An 18297-nucleotide genomic window follows, 5' to 3' on the forward strand; every position below is an offset into this window, starting at 1 on the left:
ACAGCCGTTTACTGGTCCAGCCCGGCGTCGGCCTCGTCCGCGCGAGTCAGCCCGGCCGCGCCGATGAGTTCTTCATGCAGTTCGAACCACACCGTGTGATACGAGTCGACCAGCGGTCGGGTGAACCAGCTGGTGTCTCCGGCCCGTATCCGCTCCAGCGCCGCCGACAACTTGTCGGTGTAGGCGTCCAGGCGCGGAAGCTCTGCGGCGACAGCGGCCAGAATGGACAGCACCGCGCGGTGAACGTCGTCGAGCCGACACAGCACGGCCGCGTCGTGATCAGGGTCGGTGTGATCGTTCGGCTCGCCTTTCTTGAGCTGCCAGGCCGATACCAGCGACTTGAAATCGCGGTTCACACTGCGGAACTCCGCATATGACCGCATGATCGTGTCACCGTCTAGGTCGTGCCGTTCGACTGCGAGCAGCTCGGTCAGACGGGCCCGCCCGGCGGGGGATAATCGGACGGTCGAGCCACCGGCCACCAGGTCCGCCTCGGTGAGCTGCTGGACTGCCGAATTCACTGTGGCCTCGTTCTCGTCGAGCGTGGCGGCGAGCGCCGCAGGCCGCACCCGCCCCTTGAGCCGAACGGCCTGCAGCAATGTCAGCTCATCCATCGTCGGACCTCCTGTGGTGGTCGGCAAGCTGGATCGCGGTCAGCATGGCGATCAACGGTCTGTCGCAGACCACGTCGGTTCGGCCGCTTGCCAATGCGTCGCGCACCGCGGCCGTGTCCGCGTCGGTGAGCACCGGATGCGTACCGGTGACATGGGCCCGCAAGGGGCTGACGCTGCGGGCGAGTGCGGCCAGCGCAGTGAGGTCGGGGTGGTCGCGCTCGGACCACGCCGTCAACTTCAGGGCGCCTTCCCGCACCTCCCCCTCGCCTCCGTCGACCGTGATCACCTTGCCATCGAGAGCGGCGGCCACGCCTGCGCCACAACCCACCACGGCAGGTCGGCCGAGTTCGCGGCTCACCACGGCGGCATGGGAGGTGGTGCCGCCGAGTTCTGTGACGACGGCGCGGGAGGCCATCATCCCGGCGACGTCATCCGGGCTGGTCGAGGTGCGGACCAGGATCACGTCCTCACCTGCGTCGGCGGCATCGAGCGCGTCATCGATGTCTACATAGGCCGTGCCCGATGCGATGCCCGGACTGGCTGGCAAACCACTGGCCAACAGCTTTGCCGCCAAACGTGTTTCGGGTTGAAGTGCGGGGGACAGTAATGTGCGGACCTGCTCTGGGGTGACCCGTCGTACTGCTTCGGCGTCGTCGATGAGGCCGGCGCCGCGGAACTTGAGCGCCAGCCGGACGGCGGCCTGCGGGGACCGCTTCGCCACCCGGGTCTGCAGCAGCCACAGCTGGCCGGCCTCGACCGTGAACTCGATGTCCTGGACGTCGCGACCCAGCCGTTCGAGTTGGTCCGCTGCCGCGATCAACTCGCTGAAGACCCGTGGCCGCGCGGCGCGCAACGCATCAAGTGGCAGGCAGTCAGAGGTGCCCGAGACCACGTCCTCGCCCTGGCCTCCGGGCAGCCATTCGCCCAGCGGTTCGTCGGCGCCTGTGGCCGGGTTACGGCTGAACAGGACCCCGGTGCCCGAGTCTTCGCCGAGGTTGCCGAACACCATCGCCTGCACCACCACCGCGGTACCCGCGTTGTCGGCCAGGCCCTGATGAGCGCGGTAGGCCTCGGCGCGCGGGCTGTGCCATGACGCCAACACTGCTTCGATCGCGCCGCGAAGCTGGACGAACGGGTCGTCTGGGATTGCGGCGGATGCGTCCGCGCCGAGCACGATTCTGCGGTACATCGTCTGGAACCGGGAGCGGGTGTCGGCGGCGAATCCCGGTGGGGTGTGTGCGGCCAGTGACCTTTCGACTTCGTCGTCGACTCCGAGGTCGAGCACCGTGTCCAACATGCCCGGCATCGACTGCGCAGCACCGGATCGGACGCTGAGCAGCAGGGGCCGCGGGCCGTGGCCGAACGTACGCGAGGTCTCGGCCTCCAGCCGGCAGAGCTTGTCGAGCACGTCGGGCCAGATACGATCCAGGACTTCGCCATCACCTGCCATCAGCGCTGCGGACACGTCGGTGGATACACAGAACGCGGGAGGTACGGGCAGCCCGAGGCCTCGCATCAGGTTGATGCCGAAGCCCTTGTTGCCGAGGGTGTTACGTGACCCACGCGCGCTACCGTCGAGCTGGACTACGTAGGCCCCGTCGAGATGCGGTACGGCGCCGAATTCCGAGGTTGTCCCCGCATTCGGCCGCATTTATCCGACCTTGGGGATGATCTCCTCAGCCACCCACTGCATGTGGTCGAGGTAGGCGTTGAAGTCGTTCAAAGGTGGGGGGTTGACCCAGGTGTCGGTGACGCCACGCTCGGCGAGCATGTTGCAGTTGTCGATGACCTGCTCAGCGCTCTGGCCGAATTGCGCGTTGGAGTCGTCGACAATGGCGTGCTCCTGGCCGATGGACAACACCGCGAGGCTGTAGAACACCGAGAAGGGCCGGTCATCGAAACCCGGTTGGGACCGCAGGTAGTCCAGTTTGGCGGGTAGCTCGTCGGGTTTGGTCAGCCACGGCGCCCAGCCGTCGCCGAAGCGGGCCGCCCGGCGCAGTACCGCATCGGCGTCTCCACCCATCCACAATGTCGGATGGGGTCTGGAAATCGGCTTGGGTCCGAAGGCGATGTCGTCGAACGTGACGAACTCTCCGTCGAAACTCGGTAAATCGTTGTGCCACAACTCAAACATGGCTTCGAGGTACTCGTCGGTCATCCGGCCCCGCTTGTTGAAGGGGACGCCGATGGCGTCGTATTCCTCCTTGAGCCAGCCGACGCCTACGGTGGTCTGCGCGCGACCGCCGCTGAACCAGTCGAGCGTCGCGATCTGCTTCGCGGCGACGATCGGGTTGTGCAGGGGGAGGATGGTGACCATCGACCCGATGGTGATGGTCGACGTGGCACCGGCAATATAGGCCTGCGCGGTGGTCGCGTCGAAATAGTGATCCCCGGAGAGTTCGACATGAGATGCCGGTGTGAAGAAATGCTCGGGCAGGAAGACCATCGAGTAGCCCAACTCTTCGGACCGCTGCGCCACGTGGGCGATATCCCGCCCGCCCAGGTCGTGCTCCCAGGGTTGGGTGATGGCGGCCACGTGCATGCAGTTGGGCAGATAGACAGTGAATCGCATTGCCAGACTCCCAGTTTCGATTTGAACAACACCGCAGGGTACGTACCACCGCCGCCACGCTCGGATCCGTGTCTCAGAACGCTATGGCAGTTGACTGTCACAGTCAACCGTCGAGGCCCCTTGATGGTCGGCAGGGGTACGGAAAGCGCATGATGTCTGGCATGGAAGTTGTCCCGGCCCGGTTTGACCACGCCGTTCTGGGTGACCGGTGGTACCGCGAGGGTTGGTACTCCGAGCGCACCCTCATCGACGCCCTGGCGTTCGGGGCGGCCGAACATGGTGATGTTCCTGTGGTTTTCGTCGCCGACGGTGTCGAAACCACCACGACTCCGGTGGAAATCCTGCGGCAGTCGCAGGAGGTAGCCGCCGGCCTGCAGCGGCTGGGTGTCGGAGTCGGTGATGCGGTAGCGGTGCAGTTGACCAACCGGCTGGAGTGCGCCGTCGCTTACGAGGCAGTGTTGATGTGCGGAGCCACCCTGGTACCGATCATCCACATTTACGGTCCCAACGAGGTGGGGTTCATATTGGCCGAGTCGGGGGCAAAGGTGCTGATCATGCCCGCCCGGTTCCGGTCAGTGTGCTACCTCGACCGGGTAGGCGAGTTCTCGACGATTCCCACGCTGCAACAGGTGGTGGTTGTCGACGCAGCACCCGGCGAGGGCTATCTGGCTTGGCCGCCACTGTCCGGTGACCAATACCGACGTCCGGCGCCGTCGGCCGATGACGTAGCAGTATTGATCTACACCTCAGGCACCACGTCGGCTCCCAAAGGTGTTCAGCACAGCCACAATTCGATGCTCGCCGAGCAGCAGACCTTGCCCGACCTCGTGAGTCGAGGCGACGACGTGGTCCAGCTGGTTACCTTTCCGCCGGGCCATATCGCGGGGGTGGGAGCTCTACTGCGGCCGCTGATCTCCGGGGCATCCTCGGTCTTCATGGACGGTTGGGATCCCGCGACCGCCGTCGACTTGATCCACCGGCATCGGGTATCGGCCACTGCCGGTACGCCGTTCCACCTGGAAGGGTTGCTTGACCTCGGCGACACCGGTGAGAGGCTGGCCAGTCTGCGGGAATTCCTCGTCGGAGCGGCCACCGTTACAGAGGATCAAGGCCGGCGTGCGGCCGCAGCCGGAATCAATACCTACCGGTGTTACGGCTCCACCGAGCAGCCCACCATTACCGCAGCCCGGTCCTACGATGCGGCCCCGGCTCGGATGGGCACCGACGGGAAGCCGATGCGCGGCGTGACGGTGCGGATCGTCGGCCCGGACGGCAGTGAACAAGCGGCCGGTACCGACGGCGAGATTGTCACCCAGGGGCCGGACCAGTTCATCGGCTACCGAGACCCGGCTCTCAATAAGGCTGCGTTCACCGCCGACGGCTGGTTCCGAACCGGCGATCTGGGGCATCTGGACACCAACGGACGGTTGACCATCACCGACCGCATCAAAGACGTCATCATCCGCGCCGGTGAAACCATTTCCTCCGGACAGGTCGAGGACGTTCTCAACGCACATCCCGCGATCGCTGAGGGCGCCGCAGTCGCCGCGCCACATCCGCGCTACGGCGACGTGGTTGCCGCAGTGGTGGTCCTCAAGCCCGGAGTCGCACTGGATCTCGACGAACTGCGTGACCATTTCGCCGCGTCGGGCCTCGCTAGACAGAAGACTCCGGAGCGGCTGGCGATCGTCGATGCGCTGCCCCGCACCTCGATGGGGAAAGTCCGCAAAGCCGAACTTCGCAGGGAGCACTTCGAGCGTCCGTGACGAGGTGTTCGTCGCCGCCGAGGGCTGCGGTCAGTCGTTGACTATGACAGTCAACTGTCATAGTGTCGCTGGTAGCACTGGCCGACCCGAAAGGCGTGTTTTCAATGGCTTCAAACCTCTTCGTTGTGCTGACCAACCCGATCGAGGGTGAGGACACGGCATTCAACAAGTGGTATGACACGCAGCATCTGCCCGAGGTCCTGGACGTTCCCGGGGTCGTGGCGGCCCAGCGGTATGACATCGCAGAACTGACGGTCCCGGATGACCAGGATCTGCCGGCGCAGCTACCGCCGGCCACGCACCGCTACATGGTGATCTACGAACTGGACGGCGAACCGGAGTCGGTGATGGCGGAGTTCCTGAAACGGGTCATGGCGGGCACCCTCACGCTGGGGGAATGGCTGGATCTGAGCACCGTTTCTCTCACTGGATGGACACCGCGTGGTGAACGTGTAGCGGCGTCGCGCTGATGGGAGACCTGCTTACCCGTATTGCGGCGCAACGCGCGTGCCGGCGCTTCGATCCGACCGGAGCTGTGCCCGACGCAGACATCGAGCAGATGCTCACCGCAGCCGTCCACGCACCGAGCGCGGAGAACACGCAGCCTTGGATATTCATCGTGGTCCGCGACGCGCAGAGTCGAAAACTGCTCGCAGATTGGTGGACTGAGACCTGGAACGGCGGCGGTGGTGACTTCGTCAAGCAGAGCCTTGACGACAAGGTGCTCGTTGCAGATCTCGAATACGGGTTCGCCAAAGGCGGATTCGCAGCAGCGCCGGTCGTCGTGGTGGTGTGCGCCGATATCGAGCGGGTCGCCGAGATCCATGCACCGTCTTCGATCTACCCGGCCGTGCAGAACCTGCTGCTCGCCGCCAACGACCTCGGTTACGGATCATGCCTGACCACCGGACTGACCACATTCGGCATCGACCGGGTGCGTGAACTGCTGGCGCTGCCCGCCACCCTCAATCCGATGGCCGCGGTTTATGTGGGTCAACCCAGCAAGAAACTTTCACCGCCCCGTCGTCGCCCGGCCACGTCGGTGACCTACCGCGAGCGGTTCGGGACACCCTGGTGACGAGAATGGAGATATGTCAATGGCATTGGCGATAGCCGAGGATCATCGCGCGCTCGCTGAGGTGGCCGGCGCGATGGTGGCCGGGCGCGGTGGCGTTGCCGGCGCCCGCCGGATTCTGCTCGGGCCTGACACCGTCGGAAGGTGGTGGACCGAAGACGGACTGTGGAAAGAAATCGTGTCCACCGGGTGGCTCGGCCTACACATCGACGAGCGGTACGGCGGCCAGGGCTATGGACTGCCCGAACTGACCATCGTGCTGGAGCAACTCGGACGCGCAGCAATCGGCGGCCCGTTCCTGCCCACTGTCGCAGTGTCGGCGGTGATCGCCGAAATCGGCACCGACGAGCAGCGCAGGCATTGGCTGCCCCAGCTGGCGTCCGGTGACATTGTGGCCGGCATCGGCACCAAGAGTGATGCGGCTGTTGCAGATTCGCGCGTCACAGCCCTCGCGGTACCTACCCTGGCTGAGGCGGCCGCCGACGTGTTCCTTTTGCCGGTGGGCGATGATCTCGTGCTGGTCCGATCAGGTGACGGGGTGAGCACGCGGAATATCGATTCGGTCGACCTGCTCCTAAGGCCCGTCACCGTGGTCAGCCTCGCGTCGGCTGAGATCGCTGAGGTGTTCCCCGGCGCTGCGGCGGCGGCCGCCCGCCTCATTCGCCTGCTGGCCGCAGCGGAGGCGGTCGGCGGACTCGGCGCCTGCACGGAGATGGCCACCGGGTATGCCGCGGCCCGTGAGCAGTTCGGCCGGCCCATCGGCTCTTTTCAGGCGGTCAAACATCATTGCGCCAACATGCTGGTCGACACGGAGTTGGCGGTGGCAGCGACCTGGGACGCCGCCCGAGCCGAAGGCGCGGAGGCCGAACTGGCGGTGGGGATGGCCGCCGGGCACGCCCTGGCCGCCTACCAGCGGGTGGCGCTGCTGAACGTCCAGGTACACGGCGGGATCGGCTACACCTGGGAACACGACGCCCACCTCTATGTCAGGCGGGCGACGGTGCTGCAGACCTTCGCGGGTGACCAGGAGGCGCTGCGCGACCGGGTTGTCGAGTTGCAGGTCCACGGAGTGCGGCGGGGTCACTCCGTGGACCTGCCCCCCGAGGCCGAGCAGTACCGGCAGGCGGCGAACGACTTCCGTGCCGAAGTCGAGGCTGCCGACGCCGAGAGCGCCCAGAAGCTCTGGGCGCGCAGTGGATACCTGCAGCCCCACTGGCCCGAACCATACGGTCGCAACGCCGACAGCACCGAGCAGTTGATTATCGAGGAAGTTCTCGATGGCGTCGACAAACCCAGCCTCGGCCTCGGCGAATGGGTGGTGCCGACGCTGCTGCAGCATGGCAGCGCCGAACAGATCGAGCGGCTGATGTGGCCGAGCCTGGAGGGCGAGGTGCGGTGGTGTCAGCTCTTCAGCGAGCCCGGCGCCGGATCCGATGCCGCGGCGGTGGCCACCAAAGGCCGCCGCGTCGACGGTGGCTGGGTGGTAACGGGTCAGAAGGTGTGGACCAGCGATGCGGTGAACTGCCAGCGTGGACTCGCCACCGTGCGTACCGATCCAGATGTCCCCAAACACAAGGGCATCACCGCGATGGTGATCGACCTTGCCGATCCGGCGGTGCAGATCCGCCCGCTCACCGAAATCACCGGTGAGACGTTGTTCAACGAGGTCTTTTTCGATGACGTGTTCGTCCCCGATCGCGATGTGGTCGGCCCGGTGAACGCGGGCTGGGGCGTGGCGATGGCGGCGTTCGGCAACGAACGCGTATCGATAGGCGGTGGGTCCGTCACGATGACTGCCGACGCGTTGATCGATCTGCTGACAGCGCACCGCCCTGGTGACACTGGCCTGGCGCGCGACGTCGGTGCGCTGCTGATCGAGGCATACACGCTGGCGGCGTTGAACCTGCGGCAGGCCGCCCGGGCGGTCTTCGACTCCGGACCCGGCATCGAGGGCAACATTGCCAAGCTCTTCGGTGCCGAACACGCCCAAAGGGTCGCCGAACTCGCGCTGCGACTTGCCGGACCGGCCATCCTTCTCGGCGAGGAGCCCACCGTCGTGCACGACTATCTGTTCAGCAGGTGCCTGACGATTGCAGGCGGCACGTCGGAGATCGTCAGAAACCTCATCGCAGAACGCATTCTCGGGTTGCCGCGCGATCCGGCGCCCAGGTAGATCGGAGAACAATATGACCTGTGCCGTCGTCGGTATCGGACGCACGCAGTACTCACGCAAGTCCGGTCGCACGACCCGAGCGATGGCGGTGGCCGCGTGTCGTGACGCCATCGCCGATGCGGGTCTCACCCCTGCCGACGTCGACGGCATCTGTACCTACATGGCCAACGACTCCGAGCAGCCGATCTTCGTCGGCTGGGCACTGGGAATCGACGAGTTGGCATGGGCCAACGCCATGTACGGCGGCGGGAACCTGGTGGCTGACCAGATCGCCACGGCCGCCGCCGTGATCGAGGCCGGGATGTGCAAGGCGGTGCTGGTGTACCGCTCGCTCAACGGGCGCTCCGGCTATCGTTTCGGCCACATCGAAGGGCCGATGCAGGTACCCCACCATGACCAGTTCGACACCGCATCGGGCTTCATGGTGCCCCCGCAGTGGTTCGCCATGTGGGCCCGTCGACATCAGCACGAATACGGTTCTACATCAGAGGATCTCGGCCAGATTGCCATCACTCAACGTGCACATGCCGGCCCCAACGACCACGCGCTGCGCCGCGAACCGCTGACCATGGACGACTACCTCGCCGCCCGGTGGATCAATGAGCCGTTCCGGGTGCTGGACTGCACGTCGGAAGTCGATGGCGCGGTGGCCATCCTGATCACCGGCGAGGACATCGCCCGGGACTGCAAGCAGGACCCGATGTGGCTGGTCGGATCGTCGAACTCCCAGGGGGGAGCGGGCTGGACGGAATGGGACGATCCCACCGAGATGTATTCGCGCACCGCCGGTCCGAAGATCTGGGCGAGGACGGGCCTGACGCCGGACGATATGGATGTGGCGTGCATGTACGACTGCTTCACCTACACCGTGATGGCCACCATGGAGGGGTTCGGCTTCTGCGAGAAGGGTGAGGTGGGCAAGTTCTTCGCCACGGGTCGTGCCACCTATGGCGGCGACGTGGTGGTGAACCCACACGGGGGCCTGCTGTCCGAGGGGTATATCCACGGTCTCAACCACCATTACGAGGCGGCGGTGCAGCTACGCCATGCCGCCGGCGTGCGTCAGGTCGACAACGCGCAACTGGCGCTGGTCACCGCGGGTGGGGGATCGTTCGGTGGGGCCAATGTCTACAGCAGGGAGAAACCATGACATCAACCGCGGCGACGAGTCCTACACTTCTGCCACCGATTCCGGTACCTGACCCCGATACCGCGCCGTACTGGGAGGCGCTGAAGAACGGCACGTTGATGCTGTGCCGTTGCGACGACACCGGCAAGTGGATCCATCCACCGTTGGAGCGCAGCCGCTACACCGGCGGCCCTGTGCATTTCGAGGAGGTCAGCGGCGAAGGCACGGTGTTCAGCTACATCGTGGTGCGCCAGGCACTCGTGCCGGGCCGCGTACCGCCCTACGTCGTCGGGCTGATCGAGCTCGCCGAACAACCCGGACTGCGGATCAACGCCGTCATCGACGCCGATCCTGCGGACGTACGAATCGGTCAACAAGTCAGGTTGCGCATCGCCGAGCTCGGGGAAAGTGGCTACCGCATACCCGAATTCGTCCCCAATTAGTTCCGCGAGCACACGCAAGGCAGGTGAGACGGGCTAGGCAGTGAGCAGCGCGCCGGTATCCAGATCGGAATAAGCCTCGGCGAATCGGCCCAACACCGCCTGCACGACCTCTACGGAGTACATCTGGTCGGGCGTGATCGCCCACATGCAGAATCCCCACGCCGGGCTCTGACGGTAGGCGGTCCACATCTGCTCACGGTCCGGTGCGGACACGACACCAGCTTCGGTCAGTCGCGCCCGGTAGTTGTCGAGCAGTTCACGCTCGTGGCTGCGCCGGAGCTCGGGCGGCAGCGCGCCGATCAACGCGTAGCCGACATCATGTGACCACGAACCTCGACGAACCAGTTGCCAGTCGAGGACCCCCATCTGACCGCCCGGCAGTGTGTAGGTGTTGCGCGGATGCGGGTCGCCGTGCAGCAATGTGACCGGGCCGGCGGCGACGGAGGCCTGCAACGCCCAGAACGCCGCTTCCATAGAGTCTGTGTCCTCGCCCGCCGCGTCAAGCAATTCCTTCTTGTACGGAATTTCCAGAAATGCCCGGATTATCTGGAAACCGTTGGTGCGCAGGAACTGTGCGAATCCTCCGGTCTGGGGATGCTGCAGCCAGGCCAGATCGCCTTCCTCGCGTAGCCGCGGACTTTCCCAAAATGGCGCATGCACTCTGCTCAACGTCGCCAACAACTGATCGGCTTGTTCCACGGAGAGACCGGCGACCGCGTCGGGCACCCGGGCGCCTCGCAGGGTGATGTCCTCGCCGACCACCAGGAACTGGGACGGACCGTCGAGGTGGTCGGCGAAGTAGGTCGTCATGGTCTCGACGTCGAGATCGTTGCGCAGGTCGCGGTAGAACCTCGTCTCGTCGTCCAGCAGCACGGTACCGCCGCCGCCCTCCGACAGCGACTCGTCTACCGAGGCAGGCAGATTGTGCACAGTACTCAACTGTGTTTTTACGAAAAGCTGTCGAGGCAGACCGTTTTCGGGCGAGTCGTAGTCGACGTCGAGGTGCAGGTGAGAGGTGGTCCCCTGCCAGGTCCTCCGTACCCGGATATCGGTGACGGTCACACCGGGATGGGATTGACGCAGCAGGGAGGTCAACGTCTGGGGTGTCAGGTCGTCGGGGGATCGCAGGGTCACAGGTAAGGCTTGGCTCGTCATCGGCATCCTCGTTCAAGCATCAAACATGACAGTCAACTGTCACACTAGCAGGATGAGTGGCGGCCGCGGTCGAAATGCCGGGGCGGCTCCGCGCCAGAGGTCAGGCCGTGGCGCTCGCGCCGGCCGGACGGAACAGCGGCAGCCAAACCCGACTTTCCTCGGCACCCGAGAGGGCGGTCCAGTCCTCGAAGAACACCTCGACGGCCATGCCGATTCGAATGTCGTCCTCCGACACTCCCACCACATTGGTGATCAGTCGGACATCGGGTTCGTCCTCGAGTTCCACCATCGCCACGATGTAGGGCGGCTCGAAGCCGGGGATCCACGGCTGGCGGTTGACCGTATAGGTCGCCACCTTCCCGCGCCCGGAGACCGGTTCGGGCGCGACATCGGTGCTGCGGCAGCGCCAGCAAGCTGGGCCGGGGGGATGGAAGAAGTGCCCGCAGCCATGGCAGCGGTTGATCAGCAGCTCACCCCGTTCGCCCCCGGTCCAGAAGGCCCGCGATTCGGCGGTCGGACTCGGTGCCAGCCGAAGCTGCGGCCGCTGGTACCCGGTATCTACTGTCACTTCGTGCCTCCCGTGGTGCTGAGCGACCGGGTTATGACCCGTCGCTGAATGTGGTCGATGCTCACAGCGCTCCCTGCCACTGGGAGCCGGTCAGTTCCGCAGACAGGTCCCACAGTCGGCGTGCGCTGCCAGGGTCGAGGGCCTTGTCTTTGAGCTTGGTGGGCTTCGGCTTGCCCCATTGGTGCATGAGTCCGCGCGGGGCGAGGTAGGTCCCGTTGGGCAGTGTCGTGGTGATCGCGTGAATGGTGGAACGCGCACCGTCTGCCGGGCTTTGAGCGACATGCGGGGAGATCACTCGGCCGGCCCACTGCAGTACGCCCGAACCGTCACGGGTGATCGACGTGTTCGTCATCCCCGGATCCGAGGCGTAGGCGGTCACTCCGCGCGCCGTCAACTCACGCACGAACAACAGGTTTGCCAGCTTCGATTCCCCGTACGCCGCCCATGGGTTGTAGCGACGCCGCTCCCAGTTCAGATCATCGAAGTGAATCCGTGCAGTCGAATAGTTGGTGCTGGCCACCGACACCACCCGATTGAGGATTCGGTCCCCGAGCAGGCACGTCAAGGCGAAGTGGCCGAGGTGGTTGGTACCCATATGGGCTTCGAAACCGTCAGCGGTCCGAGTAAGTGGCAGGCCCAGTACGCCCGCGTTGTTCACCAGCACGTCGACAGAATCGACGGTGTCGGCGAATTTGCGCACACTGGTCAGATCCGCCAGGTCGAGTTCGCGTACATCGACGTCACCCGACATCGATGCCGCGGCCTCGTGTCCTTTGTCGAGGGTTCGGCAGGCGATCACCACCTCGTGGCCTGCCGCGACCAGCGCGGCCGCGGTTGCTCGGCCGACACCACTGTTTCCACCCGTGACGATGATCCGCACGTTGTCGCGCCCTCCTCCGCACCATGTTTCACAAACAGTAAACTATTTAGTGTTTTTGTGACACGGTGATTGGGAGTCGAATGCTAGTAACGCTCGCGGATGTGTTGAACCTGTTCGAGCTCTCAGCTCTCGGGCCTGACACCTTTGAAGGCACTCAGCCTGATCCGCCGAACCACCACATCGTCGGTGGGCAGATCGCCGCGCAAGCGTTGATGGCGGCCAGCAGGACTGTGCAGGGGCGTCATCCGCACAGTCTGCATGTGTACTTCCTGCGCCGTGGCGACGCGCGCTCGCCAGTTCGGTTCGAGGTCGCCCGACTGCGCGACGGCGGCACGTTCTCGTCCCGCCGGATCTCCGCCACCCAGGACGGTGAGGTGCTGATGGAGGGTCTCGCGTCGTTCACCGCGGGCGTTGTGTCTGCCGACTACCAGCGCACGATGCCGCCGGCGCCACCGCCGGAGTCGTTGCCGCCCATCGAGGAACAACTCGCGCCCTACGCCGATGAGTTCGGCGGCTGGTGGGTCGACGAGCGGCCGTTCGACGTCAGGTATGTCGATCCGCCGCCGCGTATCGCCATGGACTCAGGCGAACCAGCGGGGCCGGTGAGTCGGATCTGGCTGCGCGCCAGGGGCGCGATTCCGGAGGATCTCGTCGTGAACAGCTGTGTCCTCACCCTGCAGAGCGCTCTCACGCCGGTGGAGGCCACCCTCGGGCCTATGCGGAAGTCGCAATATGACATCTCGGCCCTGCTCGATCACACAGTGTGGTTCCACCGCCCTGCGGACTTTTCGGACTGGCTTTTCTACGAACAGACCTCGCCCGCGGGGGTTGCCGGACGGGCTCTGGCGACAGGCACGATCTATAACCGGGCCGGCGATCTGGTGTGCTCGGCCGCCCAGGAGATCTATTTCCCGCCGCCTCGCATGTAGTTAGCCTATATAATAATTTGCAGTCCATCCGTAGTGTGCGGACGAAGACGCCGAAGGGGCAAGCATGGCTAGAACAGAGAACGACACCTGGGACATCAACGAGAGTGTGGGTGCCACCGCCTTGGGTGTCGCGGCGGGTCGGGCCGCAGAGACAAATAGCGAGAACCCGCTGATCCGCGATCCGTACGCACAGATGTTTCTGGAGGCCGCCGGCGACGGTCTCTGGAACATGTACCTGCGGCTGGAAGAATTGCCCGCTGAACTGGCGGAGCTCGACCCGCGCTTCAAAGAGCGGATGCAGGCGATGATGGGCTACACCGCCTCGCGCACATTGTTCTTCGACGAGTTCTTCGCTGATGCGGCGGCGTCCGGCATCCGGCAGTCGGTGATCCTGGCGGCGGGTCTGGATGCACGGGCTTGGCGGTTGGATTGGCCCGCGGGCAGCGTGGTGTACGAGATCGATCAACCCAAGGTGCTGGACTTCAAGTTCGCGACCCTCGAAGCGCGGGGGGTATCGCCGCTGGCGACGTATGTAGGTGTTCCGATCGATCTGCGTAACGACTGGCCGGCGGCCCTGGGCGCGGCTGGTTTCGATCCTGCGGCGCCGACCGCGTGGTCGGCCGAAGGGCTGTTGCCTTACCTGACGGCCGACGCGCAGGACGTTCTGTTCGAGCGGATCACGGAGCTGAGCGCGCCGGGCAGCCGGGTGGCGGTGGAGGCGTTCAGCAATGAGTTCTTCAGCGCCGAGAGCTTCGCGCGCCGCGAGGAGCAGATGCAGCGGTACCGCGAAGCGGCGGCCAAGCTGGGCCGGGAGGATATCGCCGCGTCCGGCAATCTGCTCTACGAGGAGGAGCGCACCGAAGTCGTCGACTGGCTCACCGCACATGGTTGGCAAGCCACCGGTGTGAGCGCAGTCGACCTGCTGGCCCGCAATGACCGTTCCATACCAGCCAGTCTGGACGACGGGATCCCAGAGAGCATCTTCGTCGATGGGCGATTGAGCTGAGGCTCCGCGGCTACGGGCCGGTGTATCCGGGCGGGTTGGGGGTGTCCACCCAGAGGTCGACCCCGAGCTCCGAGCCGGGCACGCAGTCGTAGACCGACAGGTCGGTCACGCCGTTCGCGAGCAGCACGTCCTCACACAGCAGGCTCTGCCCGGTGTACTCCCGCGCGGGCTTGTTGAAGATCGCATACGCGGCGTCGGCGTACACGTCGGGCTTGCGGGCCCGGCCCATCGCTTCGTCACCGCCGAGCAGGTTCTGCACCGCGGCGGTGGCCACCAGGGTGCGCGGCCACAGAGTGTTCGACGCGATGCCGGCTTCACGCATTTCTTCCGCGATGCCCAACGCGCACAACGTCATTCCGAACTTGGCCATCATGTATGCGGTCGGCTTGAGCCACTCGGACTCCAGCCGGATCGGCGGGGACAACGTCAGGATGTGCGGGTTCTCCCGGCCCTTCATGTGCGGGATACAGGCCTGCGACACGGCGTAGGTGCCGCGGATCTGGATCCCGTTCATCAGGTCGAAGCGCTTGAGCGGTACTTCTTCGATGGAGCCGAGGTTGATCGCCGAGGCGTTGTTGACGCAGAGGTCGATGCCGCCGAACTGTTCGACGGCCTTGGCGACTGCGGCGGCAACCGAGTCGCCGTCACGCACGTCGCCGACGATCGGCAGGGCCTGCCCGCCGGCCTCTTCGATCTCCTTGGCGGCCGTGTAGACGGTGCCCTCGAGCTTGGGATGAGGTTCGGCGGTCTTGGCGACCAGCGCGATGTTGGCGCCGTCGGCGGCGGCCTTTTTGGCGATCGCCAGGCCGATACCGCGGCTGGCGCCGGAGATGAACATGGTCTTCCCGGAAAGCGGCATGTCGGTCCTCCTGGAGGTTGGGTGTGCGCTGAGCTTGGCGCCGGGGCGGGTGAGGGGGCGAATGGTTCGTGCCGACGCGCTCCCATCCCGACGCAGGCTTCAAGCCACTGAAAGATAAACAGTTAAATAGTTATTACATTGTCGGATTGCAACGATACAATGTTCCGAAAGCGGCTCGCGGAGGGGGAGGGGTGGAATATGGACCCGAATCCTGACTACGACGCGAGCGACGAGGTCGAGTACTTCTTCAACTGGTTACCGTGGGCATTGCGAGGCGTGTATCCGCCACCGGGCCTACCCGCCGACCTAGTCCAAACGGGACCGCGACCCCACCCGGTGGCCTTGTCGCCGTTGAGGTCAACAGGTACGCGATTGCCTCCTGCTGCCCGAATCATCCACGCGCTCAATAGGTCAGGCGTGTGAGGCGCTGGTACTTCGCGATACGCAGGACCGATATGCGCGGAATGCCCACTGTGGGAAGAGGGTTCGGAGGTGAACAGTATTACTGTCGGTAAATCGATCGTGACGCGATTCCGGTTGAACCAATCGGGTGTCCCAGGCTTGACCCATCGCCGTCATGGCGTGCGTGCGCCCCGGCGGATGAAATCCACCGGGGCGTCGGACACTGATGCCGCGTCGTTTACTTGGCCGCAGCCTGCTCGAGTAGAAACTGGCCGACGTAGGTGCGAGTCTGGTCAGCATTGAGCGGCTGGAACATCGATGCCGCCGAATCGCGGTAGAGCCGCTCGAAGATGGTGCCTTTTCGGAAGGACGAGCCGCCGACCAGGCTCATGGCATGCCGCGACATATGCATGACGTTGTCGGCGACGAACGTCTTGGCCAGGCCGAGGTAGGGGAATCGCAGCTCCGGCGCCCAGAGTTTGTCCTTGCCTTCGATCTGCTCCTGGCAGGTCTGGTAGAGAACGCGACGCGACATCTCGACCCGGGAGGCCATGTCGCCGATACCGTCGATGATGTGTCCGACGCTCTTGACCTCAGTGTCGGCGGCCACGATGGCCCCGAAAGTGGCGCCGAGGTGCTTCTTCGACAGGACAGCCACCGACTCTTCCAGAATCCGCTGCTGCATACCGAGATAGATGCTGGCGAACATCAGTGACGCCCACTCGAGCACACCGAAAGCGCCGGCACGCCAAGGCGAGACGAAACCGTCCTCGGGCACGAAGTATCCGTCGAACACGATGGTCTGGGTTCCGGTGGCGTGCATACCGAGTGCGTTCCAGGTCTTCTCAATCCGGATTCCGTCGCCGACACCGTTCTTGTCGACCTTGAAGTCGCCGATGAACAGTTTCTCGGCGGCGATCCGGCCTTCGAAAGTCTCCGGTAGGTTGCCGTCGGCATCGGTTTCGGTGGCATTGGTGGTGATGATGTCTGCGGCCTCACATAACGTGCCCCAGGTCTTCTTGCCGTAGATCTTCCAGCCGCCACCGGCCTCCGGTACGGCCTTCATGTCGGCCAGACCGGAGAAGCCGGCGCGCTGCTCGGAGAACGGCCCGAACATCAGCTCGCCGTCGGCGACGCGGCCCAACCAGTACTTGTTCTGCTCATCAGTCATCAGGTTTCCGGCAATGCCGACCATGATGTAGTGCATGTTGTAAGCGAGTGTGATCGCCGAGTCACCCCGTGACAGCTCCGAGACGATCTTCGATACCTGAAGGATGTTGGCACCGGGCCCGCCAAATGCCTTCGGCACGGGCAGCGTGCCCAACCCGGATTTTTTGAAGACATCGATCGACGGGTAGGCGAACGTGTTCTCCACGTCGTACTTCGGGCCGATCTCGCGGAAGAATTCAGAGACCTCCTGCGCCTTGGCGAAGTAGGGCTCGAAGTCTTCGTCGGTCAGATCTTGTTCCAACATGGTCACTCCCTATAGCTATTGGTGTCCGGTCGTCCACATGCTGCTCCGGCCTCTACGGCTGCACACCTCTCCCAAGGGGGAACTCGCTCCGGCATCGGAGGAGACCGTCTCGCTGACAGGGATATGGGGCGGCAGGATCATGTCCCCCCTACGGGCAGGAGGTTTCCTCCCCCCGGTAGTCGCCGCAGCAGGTCCGTCGTCCATAGCCTCGGAGCTGTCTAACTTGCATTTCAACGCGAGGAGTTGAACTTTCCGATGAGTCATACGTTCGCGGTCAAATGGTTGAAAGCGTTCCGAACCAGCCCGGAGGCCGTGGTCGCCCTTTACACCGACGACTTCCTGTTCGAAGACCCGATTCTCGCGCAGCGGATCACTTCGAAAGAGGAGTTGCTGCGCGTGTTTGCCCCATACGCCAACAAAGACACCGAAAACGGCATCGGTATCAACAACTTCCGCATCGACGAGGTCGTGGGAGACAAGAACGCCGCGATCTACCGATGGACCTGGCACGCCCCCACGGCCGCCGCGTTCGTCGGTGTCCCCACCAATGGGAAGGTGCCTGGCGCGCGCGGCATCACCTTCCATATCTACGACACCGACGGCCGCATCAAGCGGGAAGCAAGTTTCTGGGACGTGTCGACTGCCGTTCGTGATCTCGGTCTGCCTGTCGACCCCACCGCGGTGACCAAAGCCCCGGCTCTGGTCTGAAAGGAACTGCCATGAGCCTTGATACTTCCCAAGCACATCAGCACGCCCAACGCTGGGTCGATGCGCTGACCAGCGACACCGCAGCAGTGGTCGCGCTCTACGCCGACGACCTGGTCTACGACGACCACGGCGATTCCGACCACATGATCGACACCGCCATCACCAAAGCCGAGCTCGAACCGCGGCTTGCACCTTTCGCCAACAAAGACCTCGACAACGGGATCGGTGTGCACGCCTTCACCGCCACCGAGGCTTTCCAGCTCGCCGGCGTGGACGGGCAACCCGCAGTGGTGATCCTGTGGGATTGGACGGGGGAGGGTCTGAGCACGTTCCGCGGCGTTCCCACCGAGGGCAAAGACCTCAGCACTCGGGGCATCACCTGGCATCAGCTGGATGCCCAGGGAAAGATCGCCCGTGAAACCACCTACTGGAATGACACCTCGGTGCTGCAGGAGCTCGGCCTGCCGATCGTCACACCGGAGTACTGGGTCGAGGGCTTCGACCCCGCCTCGCTGACGGGATAGCCGCGGGTGTCCAACGATGG

At 64.6% G+C, this 18297-nt stretch carries 18 protein-coding genes and 1 pseudogene; 11 read left to right on the forward strand and 8 right to left on the reverse strand.

Annotated elements, in window-relative coordinates; all coding sequences use genetic code 11:
- Positions 1-8: 8 nt before the first annotated feature.
- Genes HBE63_RS04525 through HBE63_RS04535 form a run of 3 tightly spaced genes read right to left on the reverse strand, consistent with a single transcriptional unit; the run spans position 9 to position 3186 of the window.
- On the reverse strand, positions 9-614 hold the full coding sequence (locus HBE63_RS04525) for a MarR family transcriptional regulator (protein WP_166903621.1): 606 nt from the start codon (positions 612-614) through the stop codon (positions 9-11).
- Entirely contained in the window at positions 607-2265 is a 1659-nt protein-coding gene (locus tag HBE63_RS04530; protein ID WP_166903623.1) for a pyruvate, phosphate dikinase, read from the reverse strand. Before HBE63_RS04530 ends, HBE63_RS04525 begins: the two co-directional genes overlap by 8 nt.
- Positions 2266-3186: a TIGR03619 family F420-dependent LLM class oxidoreductase gene (locus tag HBE63_RS04535; protein WP_166903624.1), complete on the reverse strand. Its 921-nt coding sequence runs from the start codon at positions 3184-3186 to the stop codon at positions 2266-2268. It lies immediately after the preceding gene.
- A 161-nt stretch (positions 3187-3347) separates the two neighbouring features.
- Here HBE63_RS04535 and HBE63_RS04540 point away from each other — a divergent pair, with 161 nt between their 5' ends.
- The 6 genes from HBE63_RS04540 to HBE63_RS04565 all read left to right on the forward strand — a co-directional run bounded on the left by HBE63_RS04540 (position 3348) and on the right by HBE63_RS04565 (position 9772).
- A complete protein-coding gene (locus HBE63_RS04540; RefSeq protein WP_243858505.1) occupies positions 3348-4952 on the forward strand; it encodes a class I adenylate-forming enzyme family protein in 1605 nt (534 codons plus the stop codon).
- Positions 4953-5056: 104 nt separating this feature from the next.
- Positions 5057-5422, forward strand: coding sequence for a DUF4286 family protein (locus HBE63_RS04545; RefSeq protein WP_036450334.1), 366 nt, complete (start codon positions 5057-5059; stop codon positions 5420-5422).
- A complete protein-coding gene (locus HBE63_RS04550; RefSeq protein ID WP_166903626.1) occupies positions 5422-6030 on the forward strand; it encodes a nitroreductase family protein in 609 nt (202 codons plus the stop codon). The genes HBE63_RS04545 and HBE63_RS04550 overlap by 1 nt, the downstream gene beginning before the upstream one ends.
- A gap of 19 nt (positions 6031-6049) precedes the next feature.
- Complete coding sequence (locus HBE63_RS04555) at positions 6050-8200, forward strand: acyl-CoA dehydrogenase (RefSeq protein WP_166903628.1); 2151 nt, start codon at positions 6050-6052, stop codon at positions 8198-8200.
- A gap of 13 nt (positions 8201-8213) precedes the next feature.
- Positions 8214-9350, forward strand: coding sequence for a nonspecific lipid-transfer protein (locus tag HBE63_RS04560; RefSeq protein ID WP_166903629.1), 1137 nt, complete (start codon positions 8214-8216; stop codon positions 9348-9350).
- Positions 9347-9772, forward strand: coding sequence for a Zn-ribbon domain-containing OB-fold protein (locus HBE63_RS04565; RefSeq protein ID WP_081814220.1), 426 nt, complete (start codon positions 9347-9349; stop codon positions 9770-9772). Before HBE63_RS04560 ends, HBE63_RS04565 begins: the two co-directional genes overlap by 4 nt.
- A 33-nt stretch (positions 9773-9805) precedes the next feature.
- Here HBE63_RS04565 and HBE63_RS04570 read toward each other — a convergent pair whose 3' ends face one another.
- The 3 genes from HBE63_RS04570 to HBE63_RS04580 all read right to left on the reverse strand — a co-directional run bounded on the left by HBE63_RS04570 (position 9806) and on the right by HBE63_RS04580 (position 12375).
- Entirely contained in the window at positions 9806-10927 is a 1122-nt protein-coding gene (locus HBE63_RS04570) for a phosphotransferase (RefSeq protein WP_166903631.1), read from the reverse strand.
- A 100-nt stretch (positions 10928-11027) separates the two neighbouring features.
- Positions 11028-11495: a Zn-ribbon domain-containing OB-fold protein gene (locus tag HBE63_RS04575; RefSeq protein ID WP_166903633.1), complete on the reverse strand. Its 468-nt coding sequence runs from the start codon at positions 11493-11495 to the stop codon at positions 11028-11030.
- A gap of 61 nt (positions 11496-11556) precedes the next feature.
- Entirely contained in the window at positions 11557-12375 is an 819-nt protein-coding gene (locus HBE63_RS04580; protein WP_166903635.1) for an SDR family NAD(P)-dependent oxidoreductase, read from the reverse strand.
- Between the two features lie 101 nt (positions 12376-12476).
- On the opposite strand from HBE63_RS04580, the gene HBE63_RS04585 reads away from it, so the two are divergent.
- Positions 12477-13304, forward strand: a complete 828-nt coding sequence (locus HBE63_RS04585; RefSeq protein ID WP_371814915.1) for an acyl-CoA thioesterase — start codon at positions 12477-12479, stop codon at positions 13302-13304.
- A 64-nt stretch (positions 13305-13368) separates the two neighbouring features.
- Positions 13369-14310, forward strand: coding sequence for an SAM-dependent methyltransferase (locus tag HBE63_RS04590; protein WP_166903638.1), 942 nt, complete (start codon positions 13369-13371; stop codon positions 14308-14310).
- A gap of 10 nt (positions 14311-14320) precedes the next feature.
- Here HBE63_RS04590 and HBE63_RS04595 read toward each other — a convergent pair whose 3' ends face one another.
- On the reverse strand, positions 14321-15169 hold the full coding sequence (locus HBE63_RS04595; protein ID WP_166903640.1) for an NAD(P)-dependent oxidoreductase: 849 nt from the start codon (positions 15167-15169) through the stop codon (positions 14321-14323).
- A gap of 201 nt (positions 15170-15370) precedes the next feature.
- Between HBE63_RS04595 and HBE63_RS31295 the strand changes: the two are divergent.
- Positions 15371-15469: pseudogene (locus HBE63_RS31295) on the forward strand (hypothetical protein); the annotation flags it as partial.
- A 340-nt stretch (positions 15470-15809) separates the two neighbouring features.
- Here the strand turns inward: HBE63_RS31295 and HBE63_RS04605 are convergent.
- The gene (locus HBE63_RS04605; RefSeq protein ID WP_166903641.1) at positions 15810-17045 is read right to left on the reverse strand and encodes an acyl-CoA dehydrogenase family protein; all 1236 of its coding nucleotides are present in this window, start codon (positions 17043-17045) and stop codon (positions 15810-15812) included.
- Positions 17046-17300: 255 nt separating this feature from the next.
- On the opposite strand from HBE63_RS04605, the gene HBE63_RS04610 reads away from it, so the two are divergent.
- Both HBE63_RS04610 and HBE63_RS04615 read left to right on the forward strand, forming a co-directional pair.
- Positions 17301-17753 carry a nuclear transport factor 2 family protein gene (locus HBE63_RS04610; protein ID WP_166903643.1) on the forward strand — a complete coding sequence of 151 codons (453 nt, stop codon included), beginning with the start codon at positions 17301-17303 and terminating at the stop codon, positions 17751-17753.
- A gap of 11 nt (positions 17754-17764) precedes the next feature.
- The gene (locus tag HBE63_RS04615; protein ID WP_166903644.1) at positions 17765-18277 is read left to right on the forward strand and encodes a ketosteroid isomerase-related protein; all 513 of its coding nucleotides are present in this window, start codon (positions 17765-17767) and stop codon (positions 18275-18277) included.
- The last annotated feature ends 20 nt before the right edge of the window (positions 18278-18297 follow it).

Origin of the sequence: Mycobacterium sp. DL440 (genome assembly GCF_011745145.1) — a bacterium.
Classification (GTDB): Bacteria; Actinomycetota; Actinomycetes; order Mycobacteriales; family Mycobacteriaceae; genus Mycobacterium.

Bases quoted from the DNA above. Each gene is read 5' to 3' on its own strand.
- HBE63_RS04615 (WP_166903644.1), top strand. From the start codon at position 17,765: ATGAGCCTTGATACTTCCCAAGCACATCAGCACGCCCAACGCTGGGTC.
- HBE63_RS04525 (WP_166903621.1), bottom strand. From the start codon at position 614: ATGGATGAGCTGACATTGCTGCAGGCCGTTCGGCTCAAGGGGCGGGTG.
- HBE63_RS04605 (WP_166903641.1), bottom strand. From the start codon at position 17,045: ATGTTGGAACAAGATCTGACCGACGAAGACTTCGAGCCCTACTTCGCC.
- HBE63_RS04540 (WP_243858505.1), top strand. From the start codon at position 3,348: ATGGAAGTTGTCCCGGCCCGGTTTGACCACGCCGTTCTGGGTGACCGG.
- HBE63_RS04590 (WP_166903638.1), top strand. From the start codon at position 13,369: ATGGCTAGAACAGAGAACGACACCTGGGACATCAACGAGAGTGTGGGT.
- HBE63_RS04555 (WP_166903628.1), top strand. From the start codon at position 6,050: ATGGCATTGGCGATAGCCGAGGATCATCGCGCGCTCGCTGAGGTGGCC.
- HBE63_RS04610 (WP_166903643.1), top strand. From the start codon at position 17,301: ATGAGTCATACGTTCGCGGTCAAATGGTTGAAAGCGTTCCGAACCAGC.
- HBE63_RS04595 (WP_166903640.1), bottom strand. From the start codon at position 15,169: ATGCCGCTTTCCGGGAAGACCATGTTCATCTCCGGCGCCAGCCGCGGT.
- HBE63_RS04530 (WP_166903623.1), bottom strand. From the start codon at position 2,265: ATGCGGCCGAATGCGGGGACAACCTCGGAATTCGGCGCCGTACCGCAT.
- HBE63_RS04560 (WP_166903629.1), top strand. From the start codon at position 8,214: ATGACCTGTGCCGTCGTCGGTATCGGACGCACGCAGTACTCACGCAAG.
- HBE63_RS04535 (WP_166903624.1), bottom strand. From the start codon at position 3,186: ATGCGATTCACTGTCTATCTGCCCAACTGCATGCACGTGGCCGCCATC.
- HBE63_RS04565 (WP_081814220.1), top strand. From the start codon at position 9,347: ATGACATCAACCGCGGCGACGAGTCCTACACTTCTGCCACCGATTCCG.
- HBE63_RS04545 (WP_036450334.1), top strand. From the start codon at position 5,057: ATGGCTTCAAACCTCTTCGTTGTGCTGACCAACCCGATCGAGGGTGAG.
- HBE63_RS04570 (WP_166903631.1), bottom strand. From the start codon at position 10,927: ATGACGAGCCAAGCCTTACCTGTGACCCTGCGATCCCCCGACGACCTG.
- HBE63_RS04550 (WP_166903626.1), top strand. From the start codon at position 5,422: ATGGGAGACCTGCTTACCCGTATTGCGGCGCAACGCGCGTGCCGGCGC.